Origin of the sequence: Chryseobacterium sp. HMWF035 (assembly GCF_003094695.1) — a bacterium.
GTDB classification, from domain to species: Bacteria; Bacteroidota; Bacteroidia; order Flavobacteriales; family Weeksellaceae; genus Chryseobacterium; species Chryseobacterium gambrini.
On record NZ_QEHP01000049.1, the window covers coordinates 16,029 to 36,625 of the forward strand.

24 protein-coding genes are annotated in these 20,597 nt (G+C 35.0%); 12 read left to right on the forward strand and 12 right to left on the reverse strand.

The features are described from left to right. Positions 1 to 119 precede the first annotated feature (119 nt). Entirely contained in the window at positions 120 to 2,177 is a 2,058-nt protein-coding gene (locus DD829_RS07905) for a M3 family metallopeptidase (protein WP_108411348.1), read from the reverse strand. 211 nt (positions 2,178 to 2,388) lie between these two features. Between DD829_RS07905 and DD829_RS07910 the strand changes: the two genes are divergently transcribed. Beyond that, complete coding sequence (locus tag DD829_RS07910; RefSeq protein ID WP_228408151.1) at positions 2,389 to 2,922, forward strand: SRPBCC family protein; 534 nt, start codon at positions 2,389 to 2,391, stop codon at positions 2,920 to 2,922. 39 nt (positions 2,923 to 2,961) lie between these two features. On the opposite strand, the gene DD829_RS07915 is transcribed toward DD829_RS07910, so the two are convergent. Continuing rightward, the gene (locus DD829_RS07915; protein ID WP_175608854.1) at positions 2,962 to 3,330 is read right to left on the reverse strand and encodes a DUF805 domain-containing protein; all 369 of its coding nucleotides are present in this window, start codon (positions 3,328 to 3,330) and stop codon (positions 2,962 to 2,964) included. 140 nt (positions 3,331 to 3,470) lie between these two features. Here DD829_RS07915 and DD829_RS07920 point away from each other — a divergent pair, with 140 nt between their 5' ends. The 4 genes from DD829_RS07920 to rimM all read left to right on the forward strand — a co-directional run bounded on the left by DD829_RS07920 (position 3,471) and on the right by rimM (position 5,941). Continuing rightward, on the forward strand, positions 3,471 to 3,920 hold the full coding sequence (locus DD829_RS07920; RefSeq protein WP_076396041.1) for a hypothetical protein: 450 nt from the start codon (positions 3,471 to 3,473) through the stop codon (positions 3,918 to 3,920). A 194-nt stretch (positions 3,921 to 4,114) separates the two neighbouring features. Continuing rightward, complete coding sequence (locus tag DD829_RS07925) at positions 4,115 to 4,627, forward strand: nitroreductase (RefSeq protein ID WP_108409629.1); 513 nt, start codon at positions 4,115 to 4,117, stop codon at positions 4,625 to 4,627. 204 nt (positions 4,628 to 4,831) lie between these two features. Further along, complete coding sequence (locus DD829_RS07930; RefSeq protein WP_108409630.1) at positions 4,832 to 5,386, forward strand: 30S ribosomal protein S16; 555 nt, start codon at positions 4,832 to 4,834, stop codon at positions 5,384 to 5,386. 12 nt (positions 5,387 to 5,398) lie between these two features. After that, complete coding sequence (rimM, locus tag DD829_RS07935) at positions 5,399 to 5,941, forward strand: ribosome maturation factor RimM (RefSeq protein WP_076396033.1); 543 nt, start codon at positions 5,399 to 5,401, stop codon at positions 5,939 to 5,941. A gap of 82 nt (positions 5,942 to 6,023) precedes the next feature. Here rimM and DD829_RS07940 read toward each other — a convergent pair whose 3' ends face one another. The 3 genes from DD829_RS07940 to DD829_RS07950 form a co-directional block, all read right to left on the reverse strand. Further along, a complete protein-coding gene (locus DD829_RS07940) occupies positions 6,024 to 7,661 on the reverse strand; it encodes a serine hydrolase domain-containing protein (RefSeq protein WP_116547661.1) in 1,638 nt (545 codons plus the stop codon). Positions 7,662 to 7,843: 182 nt separating this feature from the next. Beyond that, positions 7,844 to 8,644, reverse strand: coding sequence for a helix-turn-helix domain-containing protein (locus tag DD829_RS07945; RefSeq protein WP_108411337.1), 801 nt, complete (start codon positions 8,642 to 8,644; stop codon positions 7,844 to 7,846). Between the two features lies 1 nt (position 8,645). Next, positions 8,646 to 9,572, reverse strand: coding sequence for a transcriptional regulator (locus DD829_RS07950; protein ID WP_108411338.1), 927 nt, complete (start codon positions 9,570 to 9,572; stop codon positions 8,646 to 8,648). A gap of 107 nt (positions 9,573 to 9,679) precedes the next feature. On the opposite strand from DD829_RS07950, the gene DD829_RS07955 reads away from it, so the two are divergent. From DD829_RS07955 to DD829_RS07965, 3 genes are read left to right on the forward strand one after another with little or no spacing between them, the layout of a single operon-like run. Continuing rightward, on the forward strand, positions 9,680 to 10,228 hold the full coding sequence (locus DD829_RS07955; RefSeq protein WP_116547662.1) for a hypothetical protein: 549 nt from the start codon (positions 9,680 to 9,682) through the stop codon (positions 10,226 to 10,228). A gap of 3 nt (positions 10,229 to 10,231) precedes the next feature. Then, the gene (locus tag DD829_RS07960; RefSeq protein WP_123906830.1) at positions 10,232 to 10,684 is read left to right on the forward strand and encodes a hypothetical protein; all 453 of its coding nucleotides are present in this window, start codon (positions 10,232 to 10,234) and stop codon (positions 10,682 to 10,684) included. 13 nt (positions 10,685 to 10,697) lie between these two features. Continuing rightward, the gene (locus DD829_RS07965) at positions 10,698 to 11,297 is read left to right on the forward strand and encodes a CDP-alcohol phosphatidyltransferase family protein (protein ID WP_108408832.1); all 600 of its coding nucleotides are present in this window, start codon (positions 10,698 to 10,700) and stop codon (positions 11,295 to 11,297) included. Positions 11,298 to 11,491: 194 nt separating this feature from the next. Here DD829_RS07965 and DD829_RS07970 read toward each other — a convergent pair whose 3' ends face one another. From DD829_RS07970 to DD829_RS07980, 3 genes are all read right to left on the reverse strand, one after another. Beyond that, entirely contained in the window at positions 11,492 to 12,112 is a 621-nt protein-coding gene (locus DD829_RS07970; protein ID WP_108408831.1) for a DUF2306 domain-containing protein, read from the reverse strand. A 33-nt stretch (positions 12,113 to 12,145) separates the two neighbouring features. Then, positions 12,146 to 12,832 carry a hypothetical protein gene (locus tag DD829_RS07975; protein ID WP_108408830.1) on the reverse strand — a complete coding sequence of 229 codons (687 nt, stop codon included), beginning with the start codon at positions 12,830 to 12,832 and terminating at the stop codon, positions 12,146 to 12,148. A gap of 87 nt (positions 12,833 to 12,919) precedes the next feature. Next, positions 12,920 to 13,489 carry a Crp/Fnr family transcriptional regulator gene (locus DD829_RS07980; RefSeq protein ID WP_108408829.1) on the reverse strand — a complete coding sequence of 190 codons (570 nt, stop codon included), beginning with the start codon at positions 13,487 to 13,489 and terminating at the stop codon, positions 12,920 to 12,922. A gap of 215 nt (positions 13,490 to 13,704) precedes the next feature. On the opposite strand from DD829_RS07980, the gene asnS reads away from it, so the two are divergent. From asnS to rpoN, 4 genes are all read left to right on the forward strand, one after another. Further along, the gene (gene asnS, locus DD829_RS07985; RefSeq protein ID WP_076396013.1) at positions 13,705 to 15,153 is read left to right on the forward strand and encodes an asparagine--tRNA ligase; all 1,449 of its coding nucleotides are present in this window, start codon (positions 13,705 to 13,707) and stop codon (positions 15,151 to 15,153) included. 80 nt (positions 15,154 to 15,233) lie between these two features. Continuing rightward, a complete protein-coding gene (locus DD829_RS07990) occupies positions 15,234 to 15,449 on the forward strand; it encodes a DUF2683 family protein (RefSeq protein WP_123906831.1) in 216 nt (71 codons plus the stop codon). After that, the gene (locus tag DD829_RS07995; RefSeq protein ID WP_076396009.1) at positions 15,437 to 15,730 is read left to right on the forward strand and encodes a type II toxin-antitoxin system RelE/ParE family toxin; all 294 of its coding nucleotides are present in this window, start codon (positions 15,437 to 15,439) and stop codon (positions 15,728 to 15,730) included. Before DD829_RS07990 ends, DD829_RS07995 begins: the two co-directional genes overlap by 13 nt. A 160-nt stretch (positions 15,731 to 15,890) precedes the next feature. Continuing rightward, positions 15,891 to 17,354 carry an RNA polymerase factor sigma-54 gene (gene rpoN / locus DD829_RS08000; RefSeq protein WP_108410339.1) on the forward strand — a complete coding sequence of 488 codons (1,464 nt, stop codon included), beginning with the start codon at positions 15,891 to 15,893 and terminating at the stop codon, positions 17,352 to 17,354. 48 nt (positions 17,355 to 17,402) lie between these two features. Here rpoN and DD829_RS23505 read toward each other — a convergent pair whose 3' ends face one another. The 4 genes from DD829_RS23505 to DD829_RS08015 form a co-directional block, all read right to left on the reverse strand. Next, complete coding sequence (locus tag DD829_RS23505) at positions 17,403 to 17,576, reverse strand: bacteriocin-like protein (RefSeq protein ID WP_165796657.1); 174 nt, start codon at positions 17,574 to 17,576, stop codon at positions 17,403 to 17,405. Between the two features lie 56 nt (positions 17,577 to 17,632). Next, positions 17,633 to 19,255 carry an AMP-binding protein gene (locus DD829_RS08005; RefSeq protein WP_108411472.1) on the reverse strand — a complete coding sequence of 541 codons (1,623 nt, stop codon included), beginning with the start codon at positions 19,253 to 19,255 and terminating at the stop codon, positions 17,633 to 17,635. A gap of 62 nt (positions 19,256 to 19,317) precedes the next feature. Then, entirely contained in the window at positions 19,318 to 19,992 is a 675-nt protein-coding gene (locus DD829_RS08010; protein WP_116547664.1) for a beta-carotene 15,15'-monooxygenase, read from the reverse strand. After that, a complete protein-coding gene (locus DD829_RS08015; protein WP_076396001.1) occupies positions 19,985 to 20,476 on the reverse strand; it encodes an RNA polymerase sigma factor in 492 nt (163 codons plus the stop codon). The genes DD829_RS08010 and DD829_RS08015 overlap by 8 nt, the downstream gene beginning before the upstream one ends. Positions 20,477 to 20,597: the final 121 nt, after the last annotated feature.

Below are 20,597 nucleotides of genomic sequence, written 5' to 3' on the forward strand. Positions count from 1 at the left end.
CTTATTTACAAAATAATCGATCATTTCTTTATTGTTACTAAAGCCTACATCACCATCAATTCTTTTTGATCTAAAATAAAACCATTAAGCTCAATAACTTAATGGTTTTATAAATGTTTTTATCCAAACGCCCTCTTCAGCAAACTCTCCACTTTCGGTTCGCTTCCTCTGAAACTCTTGTACAGTTCCATCGGATCTTTTGTACCGCCGGAAGAAAGAAGAACTTTGTATTTCGCAGCAATTTCAGGATTGAAAATTCCGTTTTCCTTGAAATATTGAAACGCGTCTGCATCCAGAACTTCTGCCCATTTATAAGAATAATATCCCGCAGAATATCCACCCTGAAAAATATGTGAAAAACTCGGACTCATCGCCGTTTCAGGATTCGCAGGATATAACTGTGTTGCTTTTGTATATTCATCCTCAAACTCCTTCACACTCTTATTCTCCAACTCTCCGACTTTAGTATGGTAATTCATATCCAGTAATCCGAAACCAAGCTGCCTCAACGTCTGGTAACCTTCCATAAAGTTTTTTGACTGTGCAATTTTCTCAATTTTTTCATCCGGCAAAACTTCTCCTGTTTTGTAATGTTTTGCGAACGTTTTTAAGAATTCCGGTTCGTAGCAGAAATTTTCCAGAAACTGAGAAGGCAGTTCCACAAAATCCCATTTTACGGAAGTTCCGGAAAGAGTAGGGTATTGCGTATCGGCAAGCATTCCGTGAAGGGCGTGACCAAATTCATGGAACAAAGTTGTTACTTCCTGAAACGTGAGTAAACTTGGAGTATCCTTCGTCGGTTTGCTGAAATTGCAAACGATAGAAATATGCGGACGGGAATTTTCGCCGTCTTTTTTGTATTGATTTTTATAGCTCGTCATCCAGGCTCCCGCTCTTTTGCCTTTTCGAGGGAAATAATCTACATAAAGCAGCGCTTTGAAAGTTTTTTCAGAATGGTTGCTTCCATCTTCCATCTTCCCGCTCCCTGTTTCAAATACCTCATAAACCTTTACCTCTTCATGATATTTCGGGATGTCGTTTCTTTCCTCAAAAGTTAATCCGAAAAGTTGTTCTGCCAATCCGAAAACCGCATCCTGAACCTGATTTAAAGGAAAATAAGGCTTTAATTCTTCATCATTAAGATCATATTTTGCTTTACGGAGTTTTTCAGCATAAAAAGCGTGGTCATAGCCTTGCATTTCTTCAATTCCGTCTGCTTTTGCCAAAGATTTCAACTCTTCAATTTCTTTATCGGCATAAGGTTTTGCTTTGGTTAAAAGTTCGTTCAGAAAATCAATAACTTTTGTCGGAGATTTTGCCATTCTTTCCTCCAGAACATAATCTGCGTAGTTTTTATAGCCTAATAATTCAGCTTTTTGCTGTTTTAAAGAAAGAAGCTCTTTAATTAAATTCTGATTATCAAATTCTCCGCCGTCGAAAGACTTTTTACCATTTGCCAAAGCAATTTCCTTTCTTAATTCGCGGTTTTCAGCATATGTCATAAACGGAATGTAACTTGGATATTGCAGCGTTACCACCCATCCTTCCAGATTTCTTTCTTTGGCTTCTTCTGCATATTGTTCCAGAATAGCTTCCGGAATTCCCGCAAGATCTTCTTTATTGGTGATATGTTTAAAATAATTATTCGTTGAAGCCAACACATTTTGCCCGAACTGAAGTGATTTTAAAGACAAATCCATGCTGATTTTCTTTAATTTCTCTTTGTCTTCTTCATTTAATAAAGCACCGCTTCTCACAAAACCTTTGTACGTTTCATTCAGAAGTATTTCCTGCTCTTCGTTGAGGTTATATTTCTCTTTTTCATCGTACACTTTTTTAATTTTACTGAAAAGGGCTTCGTTTTGAGAAATTTTTGAAGAATATTCTGTTAAAATCGGAGAAACTTCCTGTGCGATCTTTTGGATTTCATCGCTGGTTTCTGCCGAATTTAAATTGAAAAATATATTGGAAACCACATCAAGCTGTTCGCCGGAATAAGCCAATGCTTCAATTACGTTTTCGAAAGTCGGGGTATCCTGATTATCAACGATAGCGTTAATTTCTTCTTCAGATTTCTGAATTAAATCTTTAAAAGCTGGAAGGTAATCTTCGTTTCTGATGTTATTAAATGGAGCTGAATGATATGGTGTGGTAAATTTTTCTGTTAAAATATTCATATTCTGATTTTTAATTGTTGTAAATTTAATGATTCTCCGGAACCGACAGCGAAAAAGCTCAAAAATGATGCCTGAAAGGAAGTTGTGACAAAATTGATATTATTGTATAATCTTGTCATATGGAAAGTTAAGATGAAGCCGGATTGATTAATTTTGACAGCAAATTGAAGTGTCCTTATCATAAAAATTATAACCCTAAATTTTAATAACGATGAAAAAATTTTTAAAAATTCTTGGTATCATTTTACTATTAATTGTTGTTTATGCTTTAATCGCAATGGTGGCATTCGGCAAAAACTATCATTACGAAAAATCCATGGTGATGAATGCTCCGAAAGAGAAAGTCTGGAAACAGATCAGTTCCATGAAAGCCTTTAATCAGTGGAATCCGTGGATGAAGCTGGATCCGAATATGAAAATTGTGTATTCCGGAAACGAAGGTCAGGTTGGAGATAAGTATTGCTGGGACAGCAAAAATGATGATGCAGGAGCAGGTTGTCAGGAAATGAAAGAGTTGGTTACAGACCAAAAGCAGAAAACAGAAATGATTTTTGAAAGACCGTTTGCAGGACAGGCAACCTCAGAAATCACGTTGTCTCCAGAAGGAAACGGAACAAAAGTAACCTGGACGATGAATACAGAGCAGGATCCGATGATGAAAATAATGCGGCCGATGATGGATTACCAAATGGGAAAATCCTACGAAGAAGGACTGAATAATCTGAAGAAATTAGTAGAAAAATAAAAAGAAAGCCTTGTGAAATTACTCGCAAGGCTTATTTATTTAATATTCTTTTTGACCTATTTCATTAATTGAATTGTAATTTCCTTCACCTTTCGGATTGGGACCGTATTCATTCGGACCATGGTCGCTATCTGCAAATAACATCCAAAGGGAATAAAAGGGAATGATTTGGAACCATCCTGAATTTCCTCTGTCGTGACATCTTTTTGCTCCTTGTGCTAACATAAACCACACTAGAGGAATAAGCAATAGTAAAAAGATAATAAGAACAACTCCTGAAGGTTCTTCATTATTATTAATATTAAAATAAAGGTTGAAGGGAACAGAAAATACTAAATAGATAAGATAGGATAGTCCATACTCTGTTCTTCTGATTCTTCCCTCGAAAGAAAATGGTGCTTTAAACATGGTATTTTTAGTTTTTATTCGTTAAAAAGCAAATGTAGAAATTATTTTAAAATTTCAGCACCATATTTGGAATTGTTATTTTATGTTAAGCCGAATAAGAATTATTGAAAAAATATTATCTTTATATAAAGATTTGATGTATGGAGAAGACCGTATTTGAGAAAAACAACATAAGAAATTATGTAAAAAACGTGATTGCCGAAAAGATCGAAAAATTAAAAAACTTCATAGAATTTACATTAGAAGCAAGTCGCGACATCAAAAAGACTCCGAAATATGATAGCATGAGAGAAGAGATGCAGGAAGAAATCTACCAGATGCAGCGTCAGTTGGGAGCGTTAAACGATTTAAAAAGAAATATGGCTAAAGTCCTGAACAATTCCACCGAAAAAGTTCAGTTGGGATCTTTGGTCATTACGAATAAAGCAAGGTTTTATATTTCGGTTTCCTTGGGAGAATTCTTTTTTGAAGGCGACCGGTTCTATGCCATTTCTTCCGAAAGTCCGATGGCAAAGAAAATGATGGGCATGAAACCCGGCGATGAATTTACACTGAATAAAATTCATCAGAAAATTATTGAGGTCATTTAATAATTATGAATGATGAATGATGAATGATGAATGATGAATTTTTCAGTTAAACTACGTTTTCATTCTTAATGGAGCCAAGTGTGAAGAATTTTAGCAAAATAGTAAAACTGAGTTCAGGAAATCTATTGATGTAAAGAGGGAAAAACTATCAGCCATCAACAGTCAGCCATCAACTTTTTCGTAATTTTGCCCTCATGAATAAAGCAGAAGTTTTAAAAGAAATCATAGAGCAAAGAAGAAGTATATTTCCAAAAGATTATTCGGATACAGAAATTTCACAGGAAATTCTTGACGAAATTTTACATTCGGCAACTTTAGCTCCCAATCATAAACGTACAAAACCTTGGCGTTTCAAAATATTCAGAGGGGAAGAAAAAGCAAAACTGGCTTTAGAAATGCAGTCGATTTACAAATCTACCCAACCCGAAACACTTTTTTTAGAAAAAAAATACAACGATATCGGTTTTAAAATCAATAAAGCAGATATCGTAGTTTCCATTGTTGTCAATTTCAGTGGAATGGTTCCGGAATGGGAAGAAATCGCAGCGGTTTCCATGGCGGTTCAGAATATGTATCTTACCTGTACTGCAAATAATATCGGATGTTACTGGAGTTCTCCGAAAATTGTAGACCATCTGAAAGAATCTTTAGCCATTGAAGAAAACCAGAAGTGTTTAGGGTTTCTGTATATGGGTAATCTTGATTAGATCAAAAGATTTTTCTGAACTTTTTAGTTTCGGCGCGGCGGAGCCGCGCCGAAACTAAAAATATGAGCAGAAAGAACAGATTCCCGACTTCTGAAAAATGAATTTATAAAACTTTTTGTCCGGAGCTTTTTACTTCAAACTTTTTTATTATCTTTGCACTCTTAAATATTTAACTGGGACGAGTTCCCGTAAAATTCAAACATTATGTCAGTAAAAATCAGATTACAAAGACACGGATCTAAAGGAAGACCTTTTTTCCACATCGTGGTTGCAGATTCTAGAGCAAGAAGAGATGGTAAATTCATCGAAAAACTAGGAACATACAACCCAATTACAAACCCTGCAACTATCGATTTGAACGTTGATTCTGCTGTGAAGTGGTTAAACAACGGTGCTCAGCCAACTGATACTGCAAGAGCTATTCTTTCTTACAAAGGGGCACTTTACAAAAAACACTTACAAGGTGGTGTTGCTAAAGGAGCTTTTGATGAAGCTGAAGCTGAAAAAAGATTCAATGCTTGGGTAGAGGCTAAAGAAGCAAAAGTACAAGGTAAAGTAGACGGTTTAACTCAATCTAAAGTGGATGCTAAAAAAGCTGCTTTAGAAGCTGAAGCTAAAGTAAACGAAGCTAGAATCGCTGCTGCTGCACAGGCTGAAGCGGACGCTAAAGCTGCTGAAGAAGCTGCAAACGCACCTGCTGAAGAAACTACAGAAGGAGAAGCTGCTGCTGAATCTACAGAAGAAAATACTGAAGCTTAAGAAAAATCCGGTATGCGTAAAGAAGATTGCTATTTACTAGGAAAAATCACACGCAGACACGGACTTGCGGGAAACGTTATCCTTAAACTGGATACCGATCAGCCCGAGCTTTACAATAAACTGGAATCAATATTCGTTGAAATCAACGGATTATTGGTTCCTTTTTTTATTGCAAAGTCAGCATGGAGCAAAAACGATGCGCTCAACATTGCTTTTAAAAACTCTTCGGAGGCCTTGGTAGATCAGTCTTTGGGAAAAGATGTGTATTTACCGTTGTCTACATTGCCGAAACTTACCGGAAAGCAATTTTATTATCACGAAATCATCGGGTACAATATCCATGATGAAAATGATAACGACTGTGGTGTGATCCGTTCCGTAAACGATCAGACAGCGCAGGTTTATTTTATTACCAATCTCGACGGAAAAGAAGTGGTAATCCCTATTATTAAAGACTGGATCATAGAAGTAAACAGAGATGAAAGATTCATCAAAATGCAGCTTCCCGAAGGTCTTATCGATGTTTTTCTGGTTCCTTCCAAGAAAGACGAATAACTTTTATTGCAAAAAGGCAAATAAGCTGATGAAGCAAATTCGCCTGTTATTTTCAAAATTTTCTCCAGATTTTTATTGCTCATTACTCACAAACTGCGGGTAATAAATATTCCTGTACCATTCTGTCAACCTGTAAATGAGCATAAGGCTTATTGTAAGCTTTAGCCGTAATGACCATAACAACAGGAAGCGCTGTGAAAATGATAATTTTGTTTCCCCCATTTCCGTTGGACTGGTAGGTCTCAAAACTTTTACCTCCTACTTTATATACTTTTCTCCAGAACAGATATCCGTACCCTTCAAAATCTTTATTATCAGTAAAGTAATTGGTAAAGGATTTTTTAATCCAGTTTCTATCTAGAATAGATTTGCCGTTCCAAATTCCGTTATTTTTGTAAAGCTGTCCGAATTTTGCAAAATCCAGCGCATTCATTTTCAGTCCGCCGGCTAAAGAAGGTTTTTGCTGCGGAGTAAATTGCCATTTGTAGTTTGTAATTCCCAAAGGTTGAAAAAGCTTTTTCTGGGCATAATGTTCCAATCCTTTCGGAACAGATCTGTCTAAAATATCACCCGTAAGAACAACTCCGGCTGTAAAATAATTCCATGTTTTTCCGGTTTTATTTTCACTCATAGGTAAATTGAGTACGAATTTCACCCAATTGTCTGTCGGATACATATTTTCTTCATTTCCGGGAGATTCTTCATCCTGATCATTTCCGTCAAAACCCGAACTCATCGTCAGCAAGCTTTTAATCGTAATGCTGTCTTTCTTGGGAGAATAATTGTTGAATTCTTTCAAATCATAAAATTCTTTCAGACTCTGATTTTCATTTTTTATGTAGCCGTCTTTTATTGCAATTCCCATCAATGCGGAAGAAAATGATTTTCCAACAGAACGCGTGTCATTCAGGCTGTCTCTTTTGTAGCCGTTAAAATATTCTTCCAACAACAGTTTCTCATTTTTAATCACGACAATTCCTGTAATATCTCGGAATCTGTTTTCTGTGATTTTTTGATTTAAAGCTCTTATTTTTTCATGATTAAATTTCTCCTCATAAACTTTCCAGCCACTTTTCGGCATTATTTTTTGGATGGCAATCTGATCTTCAGAAACATTTTTTGGAGGAATAGTTAATTGAATTTCTCCTGTTGCAATCACATTCCCGATTTTAAGAGTTGAGGTTTTCAGATAAGGTTTAATTTCAATTTTCAATACATGATTTCCAGTTTCCAGTGCATCAATTCCGCCATTGGCAAGATAAAATCTCATCCACAAATACCTTCCCCACGAATCTTCATTTGTTGTACTGAAAAATGGAATTCTGAAACTTGTTTTTGTCTTTTTGCTTTCCGCAGTTCCGGCTCCGGTATTCAGATTTTCGGTATAGATTAATTTTCCGTCAACAGTGAAACTGAATTGATAATTTCCTTTTTTAAGCAATTCATCAACGGTTAAAGAAGAATCCAGCTGATGTAAATAATTAACCAAAGAATTATCTAAAAAAATCCTGATGTCGAAATTTTTATCTTCCTGAAATATCATCGTTTTCAAAAAATCACTTTCCTTTATATTTTCCAGAGGAATGACTTTATCCAAAAAGACAATTTTATTTAAATGATTTTTATGAACAGAGTTTTCGATTTTTTCGGGTTCAACAATATTTTGGGCGAAGAAAAAGCTGTTAATTAATATAAGAACGAATAAAAGGCTTGTTTTCATTTTAAATTTTATCTACACAAAAGTAGACATCGTTTCCCTGAAAAAATAGAACGGAATTAACGTTTTCCCGCTTTCCTGAAGATTATATCATTATCTTTATCAAGTTTTTAAACCTTGACAAGGATAAACTGAAGAACGATACACAATCATCCGTGAGAATCCGTACGATCTGTGAGGAAATTTCATTTCAAAATCTTCCTGTATTTCAAAGGTGTAATCCCAATATTTTCTTTAAAGCAGCGGATAAAATGACTCTGATCTGAAAATCCGCATTCCAGTGCAACTTCCGATAAAGATTCAAAATCATTCAAAATTTTTAAGGATTTCTCAACCTTTAATTTTCTTACATATTCTCCCAAATTGCATTGAAAATATTTCTGAAAATCTCGGCTTAAATGCATCGGATGAATATTTAAAACTTTTGAAAGCTCGTTTAAACTCAGTTTTTCGGTAAAACGTTCGTGCAGAATTTCATCAATATGTTTTACCCAGATCGGCTTCTTCTGAGAATGATCTTTTTGATGAGACAACTGGCTGAAAATATTTAATAACAATTGGTTGATGGTGAGTTCCACAGAAATATCATTCAGTTTGGTTTCTTTGAAAATCTGGTAAGTCAGTAACTTCAAATCCGGAATTCTGATATTAAAACTTCCTTCAACATTATCCTTCGAAAGCTGAAATTTTTCAAACCACTTTTCTGTAATTTCTATATGAAATCCTCTGGTGAAAATATCCGGTTTTATGTTGTAATGCGCATCTTCCCAATGATGATACAGCAGTGTTCCGGCAGAACAATCGTAAATTTCTTTCTTATTTCCCTCCGTCATATTTCCCTGAAGCAGAAAGGTGAAATAGGGATTCTCATGATAATGCCAATCGACAAAAGGATGCGTATATTCCGTATCTGTAATCGTTAACCCATCAAAATGTAAGGTTTTATGGGTTTGCCCGAAAAATTCACCATGACGAAGGTTTTTCATATTATAGTTTTTGGGTTAAATTTTCAATCTGTTGATACATTTTATTGAAAAATATTTTTCTGTCACGGTTTCCCGAAGTGTTCAGCGATTTTGAATTTTTAATCTGATGGTCAAAATAATTCAGTGTTTCGTTACACGTTTTTTCATCATTAATGAGAATATAACCAAACATATTGGTAGGAATGGCAAAGAGTGACTGTTTCGGATGATGAAAAAAGATGTCATTGGAAAGATGCATCAGTTCATTTTCGTACAGCTGGAATTTCGGATTGTTTTCTATTTTTTCTTCTAAGTAGCGGATAAGTTCCGTTAACTCCTGAAGAATGATCTGCGCTTCCTTCTGTTTCAGATGCCCCGTTTCAAAGTAAAACAAAATTTGCTGTAAGATACTCGAAATGGTACTGTTATTCCATAATTCAATAACATTCTGTTCCTCATATTTCTTTCTGAGTTCTTTTGTGTCGAGCTTGAAATCAGGAGGCGAAAACTCCAGAAAAGGAATGAAAACCTGTTTGGAATTAAGCAGATTCATCCACACATACACTTTAAAACGGGAAAGCATCGAATCCGAAAGCGTATAGAAGAACGGAATATCTTTCGCCGAATAATAAATAGTCATTCCTTTTGAAAGCGGAAGACTTTCAAACACATTGAGGTTGTTCTGGAAAAATGATTTTAAATCTTCAGTTTCTGTAACGGCGCTTGTTTTTCTTACTAAAATCTGGCGGTCAGAAGTCTGGAACTGATCCAGAGAAATCTGAAAATACTTTGCCAGTTCCAAAGCTTCCTCAAAACTGAATTTTGCTTTCAGGGAAGTTCTTCGGTGTGCCGCATCGTAGCTGATGTTAAGAATATTGGCAATTTCGTCATTTAACGATCTGTCACCAATTTTCTTTCGGATTTCTTTAAGCAAACGTTCCTGATACATTGTTTTGCGATTTTCACAAATTTAGTTTTTTATTTTAATTTTTTTTCACATTCATGAAAATGAATTTCAAAATTAGCTTTGGGGTATAATTTTTAAAATAAAGAATAATGAAAAAAATAATCTCTTATTTATGCCTATTGCTTTTCACATTAAATTGTGCGGGTTTCAAAAACATAGAATTGCCGGAATCTGTTATTGAAAATAATAATATTGAAAATATTAATGGCACCTACGAAAATTTTGCTTCTTCGGGGAATGGTTTTTATGTTAGAATGCTTACAGATGTTTTTGACCGGAATACGAATATGTTTAACTGGAAAGATAAATATGATCCAAAAAACACAAAAGTTAAACTACAAATGATTGAAAAAAATAAATTAAATGTTATTTTTTTTAAGAATGAAAAGATTGTTTTCAATAAAAATTTGCGTGTAGAATTGAAGGAAGACGGGTATTTATACTTAAAGGAAAAAAGATTTATGCTTGACGGAATTCCTTTGGTATTGGGAGGATGGAATATCCAAAAATCCAGACTGGGAGTTGATGAAAACAATAATTTGAGGATTCAAAGCAATTACTTTTATTGTAACGGGTTTGCCGTTTTGATGAGCGATTGGAAAACACTTCATTATAATTTAACATTTGAAAAACAATAAATCATGAAAAATATTACACTGTGCATAGTATTGTTCTTTTGTAGTTTTTGCAATGCGCAAAAATGGCAGCCGATTTATTATATAGACTATTCTTATGCAGACAGGCATCTTTTGCGTGGAGGTTTTGAATTTGTTGTGATGAATGACAACCATCAAAACAAACTTTTTTTAGGAACAGGTTATGGAATCGTGAATTATAATGGAAAGTTGCATGGAATTCCGGATCTGCATTTAAGTTATAATCTGGGAACGGTTTTGTTTATTAAAGCAGGATCTTCTCTTTATCATGCCTATTCTTTAGCAGGAATTTCAATGCTTAATACCTGCGATATCGGAATAGGATATTCTAAGTCTTTTAATAATAGCAATGTGCAAATACAAGGATTCACAGCGGGAATTACCTTTAGATTGACTAACAAAGAGAATGTCTACGGAAGGCTAAAAATAGGATTTTAAAAACAGTGCCGTCATGAAAACAATACCATATCTATTAATCGCCACAAGATTTTGTTTGGCTCCGATCATTCTTTTATCAGCTTATTTTAAAGGAGAAGAATCCCGGTTTTTAATTTTAAGCTTAATGTATTTTGGTTTATTAACCGATATTTTCGACGGAATCATAGCCCGGAAAGCCGGAGTTTCCTCAGAAAAACTGAGGAGATTAGACAGTCAGACCGATTTGATATTCTGGCTTTCCTTAGGATTTGCAGCTTATTTTCTAAATTCTGAATTAATAAAAAAGGAATGGAAAGGAGTTGCTTTGATTTTCGCAATGGAAGCACTTTGCTATGTAATAAGTTGGCTAAAATTCGGGAAAGAAACCTGTACTCATGCTTTTTTATCGAAAATGTGGGGCTTAAGTCTGCTGATTGCTTTTACGTATCTTATTGGTTTTCAACAGGCAGGTTGGGCTTTTTATCTCACCGTTGTATTGGGATTTATTGCTCATATTGATGTTATTTTAATCATTTTAATTCTTCCGAAATGGCAGTATGATGTTCCGAGTGCTTACCATGCATGGAAAATAAGAAAAGGAAGGCAGAGGAAAAAAACGATATTTTTCAATTAATTATCTTAAAGTTTTCGTTAAATAATTGATAAATGATTTTGTAAAAAGACAGCGGAATCACCAAGTTCCGCTGTCTTTTTAGTCTCTCGGACATAAATTTTCACAAGATGTATTATCAGTAAATGAAAGGACAGTCGAGAGAATTCTTCATAAAAGAGACCTGAAATAGACTGCCTGATTTATAAAGTGGGATTTTACCTTTGCAGGAGCTTTGCCTTGTTCAGATAAAACCACTCAATAAAAACCAGATTTGGGACCCAGCAAAGAAAACCTAATGTCTGATATACTTCAGAAAAATGAGAAAGCTCAAAACCATATATGCTCCAGATAAATACAAGCCATAAACGCAACGTTACCGAAGCAAATGTCAACGCATAATTGCGGACTATCCAGATCCTAAAAGCAGACATATCATCTTTCTTATCAGCAATAACCGACTGAATTATAGATAAAATCCAGATAACATCAAGGGTGAAAAAACCTATTTTATTTACCAAGCCACCTTGAGCATAAGTTGCTACATAGAGACCAGTTACGGCGCTTATTAATACTGAAAAATAATATACTTTTCGTAAAATGATATTTGAAGCCGGAAATTTATCCCGAACCCTTTTCATTAGTTGGAACATACCTGCGAATAACGCTACAGCTCCAAATCCTGCATGAACAGCAATCGAAAAACTATGTTGGGTATACTCAATCTTTTGTTGCGGCGAGACAGTTGTACCGGGAGACAAATAAATATACGAGTAAAATGTATATAAAGTCATTGCAATAACTGTTATAATGATAAACAGGTTAACTATCTTTTTCATTTTTTTTCTATAATTACAATATCAATCGTATAATTACTCCTCTTTTACAGATTCTTTTTTTCCTCCAAATGTATAGCCTACACTTACATTCATCAGAAATTGCGAACCTGCTATTCCAATATTTGAGGCTTTTAATGTTTCCTCTTTGTTTGTGAACTTATTATAATAGGTGAATTTATTATCTGTAAGGCTACTCGCAATATTAGGCCACCAACGCAGACTTGTACTTGTTGTAATGCCTTGCAGCCAGTTATCCTTTTTATGAAACGGCATATAGCGGTAATAGGCACCAAGCCCCAAAGAATACGTTTTATAGGCTTTTATCAAATTAGACTTGTTTTGGGTTTCTCCATCATAATATACTTCCCAGCTATGGATTTTTGATTCAATTCTTACATCGAAATATGAACTGAAACGATATCCGATTCCAAAACCTGTTGAATACGGCAAATGATAAGCTAAATGTTGAGTTTTAGCATCGCCCGTAATGGTTCCTCCCGACATATTTAATAAAAATCCGTGGGAATAATCAAAACTCATTCTTTTTGAAAAGTAGGTTATTTCAATATTGCCGCCTTTCAGCAAGATGGGCTGAATCAGACCTGCCAAAACACTAACCCGGTTTGAGTATAAAAGGTCTTTTTTTTCTTGTGCAAAGGAAATCTGAGTGAGCAGGAAAACTGCTGCTCCTGCGAAAATTTTTTTTATTGAAATCTGCATTGTACCTGTTGTTTAAATTGTTAGACAGTACAAAGCTCGTTCATGCTATTTGTATTCTACTGAACATTTGCTAAAAAATGAGGTACATTAAACACCTCTTCGCAGTCTGCTCAAATGTTGTGGAGACATCCCAAGATAAGAAGCAAGGTATTGCAAAGGAACAGTCTGAATTAAAATAGAATTATTTTTCAGTAAAAACTGGTACCGTTCATCCGCAGAATTATTCAGGAAAAGAGAAATTCGCTTTTCCATAATTATAGCCAGATTTTCTGCAGCCAATCTTCCAAATTCCTGAGCAGCCGGAATTTTTTGATAGAGTGTTTCCAAGTCTTGCTTCCTGATCGTAAACAACTCACTAGGCAGAACAGCCTGTATGTTTTCTGTAGACAAATTTTGTGTTGTAAAACTTGAAAAAGAGGTTACAAATTCATCAGGCAAAGAAAAATAGCAGGTTGTTTCTTCACCTTTGGCGTTAGGGTAAAATATTCGTAGCATTCCTGTTTTTATGAAAGCCACTTGGTCACAACGTTTACCAATTTCCAGAAAATAGTCGCCCTTTTTCAATGATAAAGGATTGAAAAGAGAAACCATAAAATCAAGATCACTGTCCGAAATTGAAATCGTTTTTTTTATTATTTGCCGAAGGGAAGTATCCATATTTATTTCAAATATAAATATTATTATCTTAAATATTGATGCGTTTGAATGAAGGGGGATCTTGAAAGCATTATTTCAAAATCAAAAAATAGAATGTCAGCTCAAAAAAGCGCCGAAATAAGTTCATTTTTAAAAAAACAGCGTAATCTTCAAATTGTGCTGTTTTTTTGTAACTTTGCAGACATTAATTTTTACAGAAAAATTTTAATCAACAAATGAAAAAGCAGACAATTAAGGAAATCCTACAGGATTACAAGAAAGTATTACATCATGACATTACGGTTTACGGTTGGGTAAGAACGTTCCGTGCAAATCGCTTCATTGCGCTTAATGATGGTTCTACGATTAATAATTTGCAGATTGTTGTTGATTTTGAAAATTTCGACGAAGAGATTATCAGCAAGATCAGTACAGCTTCTTCCCTTAAGATTGTAGGAGAAGTAGTAGAAAGTCAGGGAGCAGGACAGGCTGTTGAGATTTTAGCGAAAAAGATTACCATTTTAGGAGACAATTTTACTGAAGAAAGAGACAAAACCATTCTTCAGCCTAAAAAACACTCATTGGAAACTTTGAGAGATCAGGCACATTTGAGATTCAGAACCAATTTATTCGGAGCCGTTTTCAGAGTGCGTCATGCGGTAAGTTTTGCGGTACATTCTTTCTTTAACCAAAACCAGTTTTTCTACATCAACACACCGGTTATTACAGGAGCTGATGCAGAAGGAGCCGGAGAAATGTTCGGAGTAACGAATTTTGATCTGAATAATATTCCGAGAGACGAGCAGGGAGACATCGATTTTGCTCAGGATTTCTTCGGAAGAAAAACAAATTTAACAGTTTCCGGACAGCTTGAAGGAGAAACTGCAGCGATGGGATTGGGAAGGATTTATACTTTCGGACCTACTTTCCGTGCAGAAAATTCTAACACAACCCGTCACTTGGCAGAATTCTGGATGATTGAGCCGGAAGTGGCTTTCAATAATCTGGAAGACAATATTGATCTGGCGGAAGATTTCTTAAAATATGTAATTAAATATGTATTGGATCACTGCAAAGATGATCTGGAATTCTTAGATAAACGTTTTGAGGAAGAACAAAAATCGAAACCTGAAAAAGACAGAGCCAAAGAAGGGCTGATTGAGAAACTTGAGAATGTGATTGCTAAACGTTTCAAGAGAGTTTCTTATACGGAAGCTATTGAGATCTTAATGAACTCGAAAGAAAATAAGAAAGGTAAATTCCAGTATCCTGTGGAAAACTGGGGAACCGATCTTCAGTCTGAACACGAGAGATATCTGGTAGAAAAACATTTTGAAAGTCCAGTAGTTCTATTTGATTATCCAAAAGAGATCAAAGCGTTCTACATGAAACTGAATGAAGACGGTAAAACCGTTGCTGCAATGGATGTACTTTTCCCTGGAATCGGAGAAATTATCGGAGGTTCTGAAAGAGAAGCAAGATTGGATGTTTTAAAACAGAAAATGGCAGAAATGCATGTTGATGAGCACGAACTGTGGTGGTATTTAGATACCAGAAAATTCGGTTCTGTACCGCATGCAGGATTTGGTTTGGGATTGGAAAGATTAGTTCTTTTCGTAACAGGAATGACGAACATCAGAGATGTAATTCCTTTCCCGAGAACGCCGAAAAACGCTGAGTTTTAATTTTTAATAAAAACATATAGAAAAATCCTTCTGATCTTATCGGAAGGATTTTTTTATTAACTTTACCTAAAATAATGATGATGAGCACAATTACCATACATACGGAAAACGAAAATCAGATCAATCTTCTGAAAGCTCTTTTGAAAGAGCTGAAAATTAATTTTGAGATTAATAAAGAAGAAAAACTTACGGATTGGCAGAAAGAGAAAATTCAAAAAGGTATTTCAGATATTTCTGAAGGGAAATTCTCATCAAGCGAATCTGTAGCTGAAAAAGCAAGAAAATGTTTAGGGTAATCTGGTCTCATCAGGCAGAATCAGATTATCTGGATACGCTTCAATATTGGATCAGACATAATAAATCGATAAAATATTCTTCAAAATTAATGGCAGAAGTTGAAAAAAAGGAAAAACTTATTGCAGAAAATCCGAATATAGGTTCTCCCTCTGAAATTGATCGTGTGAAATATGTTTTAATTGATAAAAATTTTTCACTGTATTATAGAATCAATAAAGAGGTTATTGAAATTCTTGCGTTTTGGGATAACAGAAGAGATCCGGAAAATCTGGATATATAAAAATAAAAAAGCCCTGAAAATCATGCTTCAGGGCTTTTGTTGTTTATTTTAAATAGCTTATTATACATTGTTGAATACAAAAATCGTGCTAAAATTTAGTTTTGTCAAAAAAAAGTACTAAATTCGTAGAATATGTTATGTTAAAACACCAACTAGTAATATGCTAAAACAACACTTACAACTCAAATTAGGACAAAAGCTAGCTCCCCAGCAAATCCAATTGATGAAGTTGATCCAGCTTCACACATTGGAGTTTGAAGAGGAACTTGAGAGGGAGTTAGAAGAAAACCCGGCATTAGAGATCGCAAAAGAAGAATCTAAAGAGGATGATTATTCTTCTATGGAAGATTCATATGAAACAGAAGGTACAGAAAGCATTGAAACAGATTTTGATGTAGACCAGTATCTTTACGATGATGAACCGAGCTATAAAACGTCTTCCAGTAACTATTCTTCCGATGATGAAGAATTTGATAATGAAAGTCTTTTAACGGAAGGACAGTCATTATACGATTATCTTTTGGAGCAGATTCATCTTGCCAACATCAATAAAGAAGATTTGAAGATTGCGGAATATCTTATCGGGAATCTCGATACAGACGGATATTTAAGAAGAGAGATCAAATCTATTGTGGATGATCTTGCCTTTTCTCAGGGAATTTATACAACCAAAGAAAATGTAGAAGATATCCTTGAAAATTATGTGCAGAAACTGGATCCTCCCGGAGTAGGAGCGCGAGGTCTTCAGGAATGCCTGCTGCTGCAGATTGAGAAAAAAGTAAGTTCAGATAAAGCCGTTTCTCTGGCTGCCAATATTCTGAGACATCAGTTTGATGCTTTAACGAACAAGCACTACAACAAAATCATCCAGAAATACGATATTGAGGAAGAAGATCTGAAAGATGCTTTAGACGAAATTTCAAAATTATCTCCAAAAGTTGGCGGAAATTTCGATACTCAGACGATTACGATCAATCAGGAAATTATTCCGGATTTTGTGATTCAGGTGAAAGACGGACAGGTTATTCCGATGCTGAACAGCAAAAATGCACCTACTTTAAGAGTTTCAGAAGAATACAAAGATATTTTATCCACTTATTCCCACGATAAGAATTCTGCAGAACACAAACAGGCTGCATTGTTCATCAAGCAGAAATTAGATGCTGCAAAATGGTATATTGATGCAATTAATCAGCGTCAGAATACATTATTGCAAACCATTACTGCGATTGTGAAATTTCAGAAAGACTATTTCCTTACCGGAGATGAAAAATCTTTGAGACCCATGATTCTTAAAGATATTGCCGATATTACTGGCTTCGATATTTCAACGATTTCAAGAGTGGTAAAAAGCAAATACGCCGATACTCCGAACGGAATTATTTATCTGAAGGATCTGTTCTCGGATAGCTTAACAAATGATGATGGGGAAGAGGTTTCTACAAAAGAGATCAAGATGCACCTTCAGGAAGTTATCAGCAAAGAAAATAAGAGAAAACCATTAACGGATGATGCTTTGGTGGTGATCTTAAAAGAACAGGGATACAATATTGCCAGAAGAACGATTGCAAAGTATCGTGAACAGCTTAATATTCCGGTAGCAAGATTAAGAAAAGAACTTTAAAAATAACAGAAAAGCATTTCAAACTGAAATGCTTTTCTTTTTATCTGATTAAAAAGGGGTCTGCTGTACACAAGTTGAAGTGCAGTAGTTAAATACATAAGGAACTCCCTGGTTATTCACATTTAAATCATAGCAAGGATCCGGACTTACAAGACAAAAGCATCTTCCGCTGCCTTTCACACTTTTCAACTCTTTTCTGTTTAATTTTTTTAAATTTTTCATAGTAATTTAATTTATTTGATTTTCCTACTCTATAAGCTTTTCGGATTACGCTGTATTTAATTGTTTATTTTTTCCAGTCCCAATTCTTTTACAGAAACTTCACGCATTTCCACTTTTCGGATCTTTCCGGAAATCGTCATCGGGAATTCATCCACAAACTTCCAGTATTTCGGAACTTTATAATGGGCGATTCTGCCTTTACAATACTCTAAAAGTTCTTCTTCCGTTACCTGAAAACCTTTTCTCACTTTCACCCACGCCATAACTTCTTCTCCGAATTTTTCGCTTGGAACTCCGATAATCTGAACATCAAGAATGTTGGGATAAGTGTATAAAAAATCTTCAATTTCTTTAGGCGAAATATTTTCACCGCCGCGAATAATCAGATCTTTTATCCTGCCCGAAATCGTAATGTAGCCTTCATCATCCATTACTGCCATATCTCCGGTATGCATCCATCTTCCTTCATCCAGAACCTTTTTGGTGTTTTCAGGATCGTTCCAGTATTTCAGCATTACGGAATAACCTCTTGTACACAGTTCCCCATGTTCGCCACGCGCGACAACTTTTCCGTTTTCGCCAATGATTTTTATTTCCAGATGATCCTGAACGGTTCCTACCGTATTTACCTGCTTTTCAAATGGAGTTCCGATTAAAGTCTGGGTAGAGACAGGAGAGGTTTCCGTCATTCCGTAGCAGATGCTCATTTCCTTGATATTCATGAGGCTTTCTACTTTTTTCATAATTTCTGGCGGACAAACGGAACCAGCCATGACACCCGTTCTTAAACTTGAAAAATCAAAAGTTTCGAAATTTTTTACCGCTAATTCAGCAATAAACATGGTCGGAACTCCGTAAAGCGAAGTGCATTTTTCATCGGAAACAACTTTTAAGGTAATTTCAGGATCAAAACTGTCATTCGGAATCACCATACAGGCTCCGTGAGAGGTACAGCAAATATTTCCGATCACCATTCCGAAACAGTGATAAAAGGGAACAGGAATGCAGACTCTGTCTTTTTCGGTATACTTTAATCGAATTCCGATAAAATATCCGTTGTTTAAAATATTATGATGAGAAAGAGTGACGCCTTTAGGAAAACCTGTCGTTCCTGAAGTGTACTGAATGTTGACCGGATCGTCAAACTGTACATGTTCTTCAAAACTATGCAATGTGTCATCCGAAATTTCCTGTCCGTTATTTAAAAACTCTTCCCAGTTATCATCAAAGAAAATTTCAGATTTTAAAGTCGAACAGAACTCTCTTGCATCGGCAATCATCTGTTTATAATCGCTGGATTTAAAAGCCAGAGATGAAAAAATGTGGGACATTTCAGACTGGTTAATCACAAAGATCAGCTCACTGGTTCTGTAAGCGGGATTTATGTTCACCAAAATAACCCCGATTCTTGCGGTTGCATATTGTAAAAGAACCCATTCGTAACGGTTTGTAGACCATATTCCGATGCGGTCTCCGGATTTTGCTCCCAGAAAGATCAGTGCTTTTGCAACGGCTGTTGTCTGATTATAAAATTCCTGATAAGTGGCGCGGTAATTTTGATGTACGCAGATTAAAGCTTCCTGATTGGGGAATTTTTCAACGGTATGTTTAAGATTGCTTCCAATGGTTTCTCCTAATAATGGAATGTCGGAAGCACCGTGAACATAAGATATTGGCATAGAATGAAAGATTTGGTTAAATAAAATTAACAATAATATCTTAAATTCCTGCTTTTTTCAGTTTAAATTTCCTGCGAATCGATTTCTTTCAGCTGAGTTAAATTCTTATCAAGCTTTTTGATGATAATCCCATAAACAACTCTGTAATACAGCCATACCATTATTACTGTAAAAGCAGTGCTTATAATGATACCTGCTATAAATCCTATAAGCGTAGAATTGGTAATTTCTACATTTTGAGTATTTAAAATATAAAAAACAAAAATTGTGAAAATAGATGTAAAAGTAATCAGTAACGCAATATTAATTAAAATAAAAGCATTCACTGTCTTCTTAAATTTAATGATCTTAAGGATAAATCTTTTAAGATTTTCCTCAATTTTTATAACCTTATAATTTTGATAAAATTTAAATACAAAATAGGCAGTAATGGCTAAACTTAGAACTTTTAAGACCAGATAAATATTGTCGAATGTATTTTCTAATTCCGAAGTTCTCTGTACACCGAGTTTTGTAAGAATATTAATGAAAGAGTTGGATTCCTTTCCCTGAATGATGTAGAATAATCCTATTAATGTAAAGAATAAAAATTCGATAACGCTGATCCAGAAAATGTACTTTACGTAATTGCGCGATTTTTTGTTGAGCATCTGAAGGATCTCATTGTAATCATATTTTTCCTGAACAGGCTGTTCCTGCCATGTTTTCTTAAAACTGTCCAAATCAAATTCAGGCATATTTTTCCATCTGTTCTTTAAGGGTTTTCTTTAATCTGTTCATTTTCACACGCGCATTTACTTCGGTGATTCCTAAGTTTTCTGCAATATCCTTATAAGGCAAATCATCCAGATACATCATCACGATTGCTCTTTCCACATTGGGAAGCGTCTTGATTACTGTATACAAAAGTGATACCTGTTGCTGTTTTTCATCATCATCTTCCACAAAATCTGCATGATTGATGTCTAATTCATTCGTCTGCAGGCTTTTGCTTTTTTTTCTGAAAAGAGTAATGGCTGTATTTAAGGCAACACGGTACATCCACGTGGAAATTTTGGAATTTCCTTTAAATGAGTCATAACTTCGCCATAATTGTAACACAATTTCCTGAAAAAGATCTTCCTCATCCTCCAAAGAATTGGTATAAAGACGCGAAACCTTGATAATCAATCCCTGATTATCCTTAATAAGCTGCGCAAATTCCTTTTCCTTTGAAGCCAATTGGGATGTTTAATTTTGTAGCACGAAGATATGATATAATTTGAGAATTTGAAAATTAAGTAATTTGAAAATGAATGGATAGGGCAAACCCAATATAATAATTCTGCTTTTAAATTGAAAA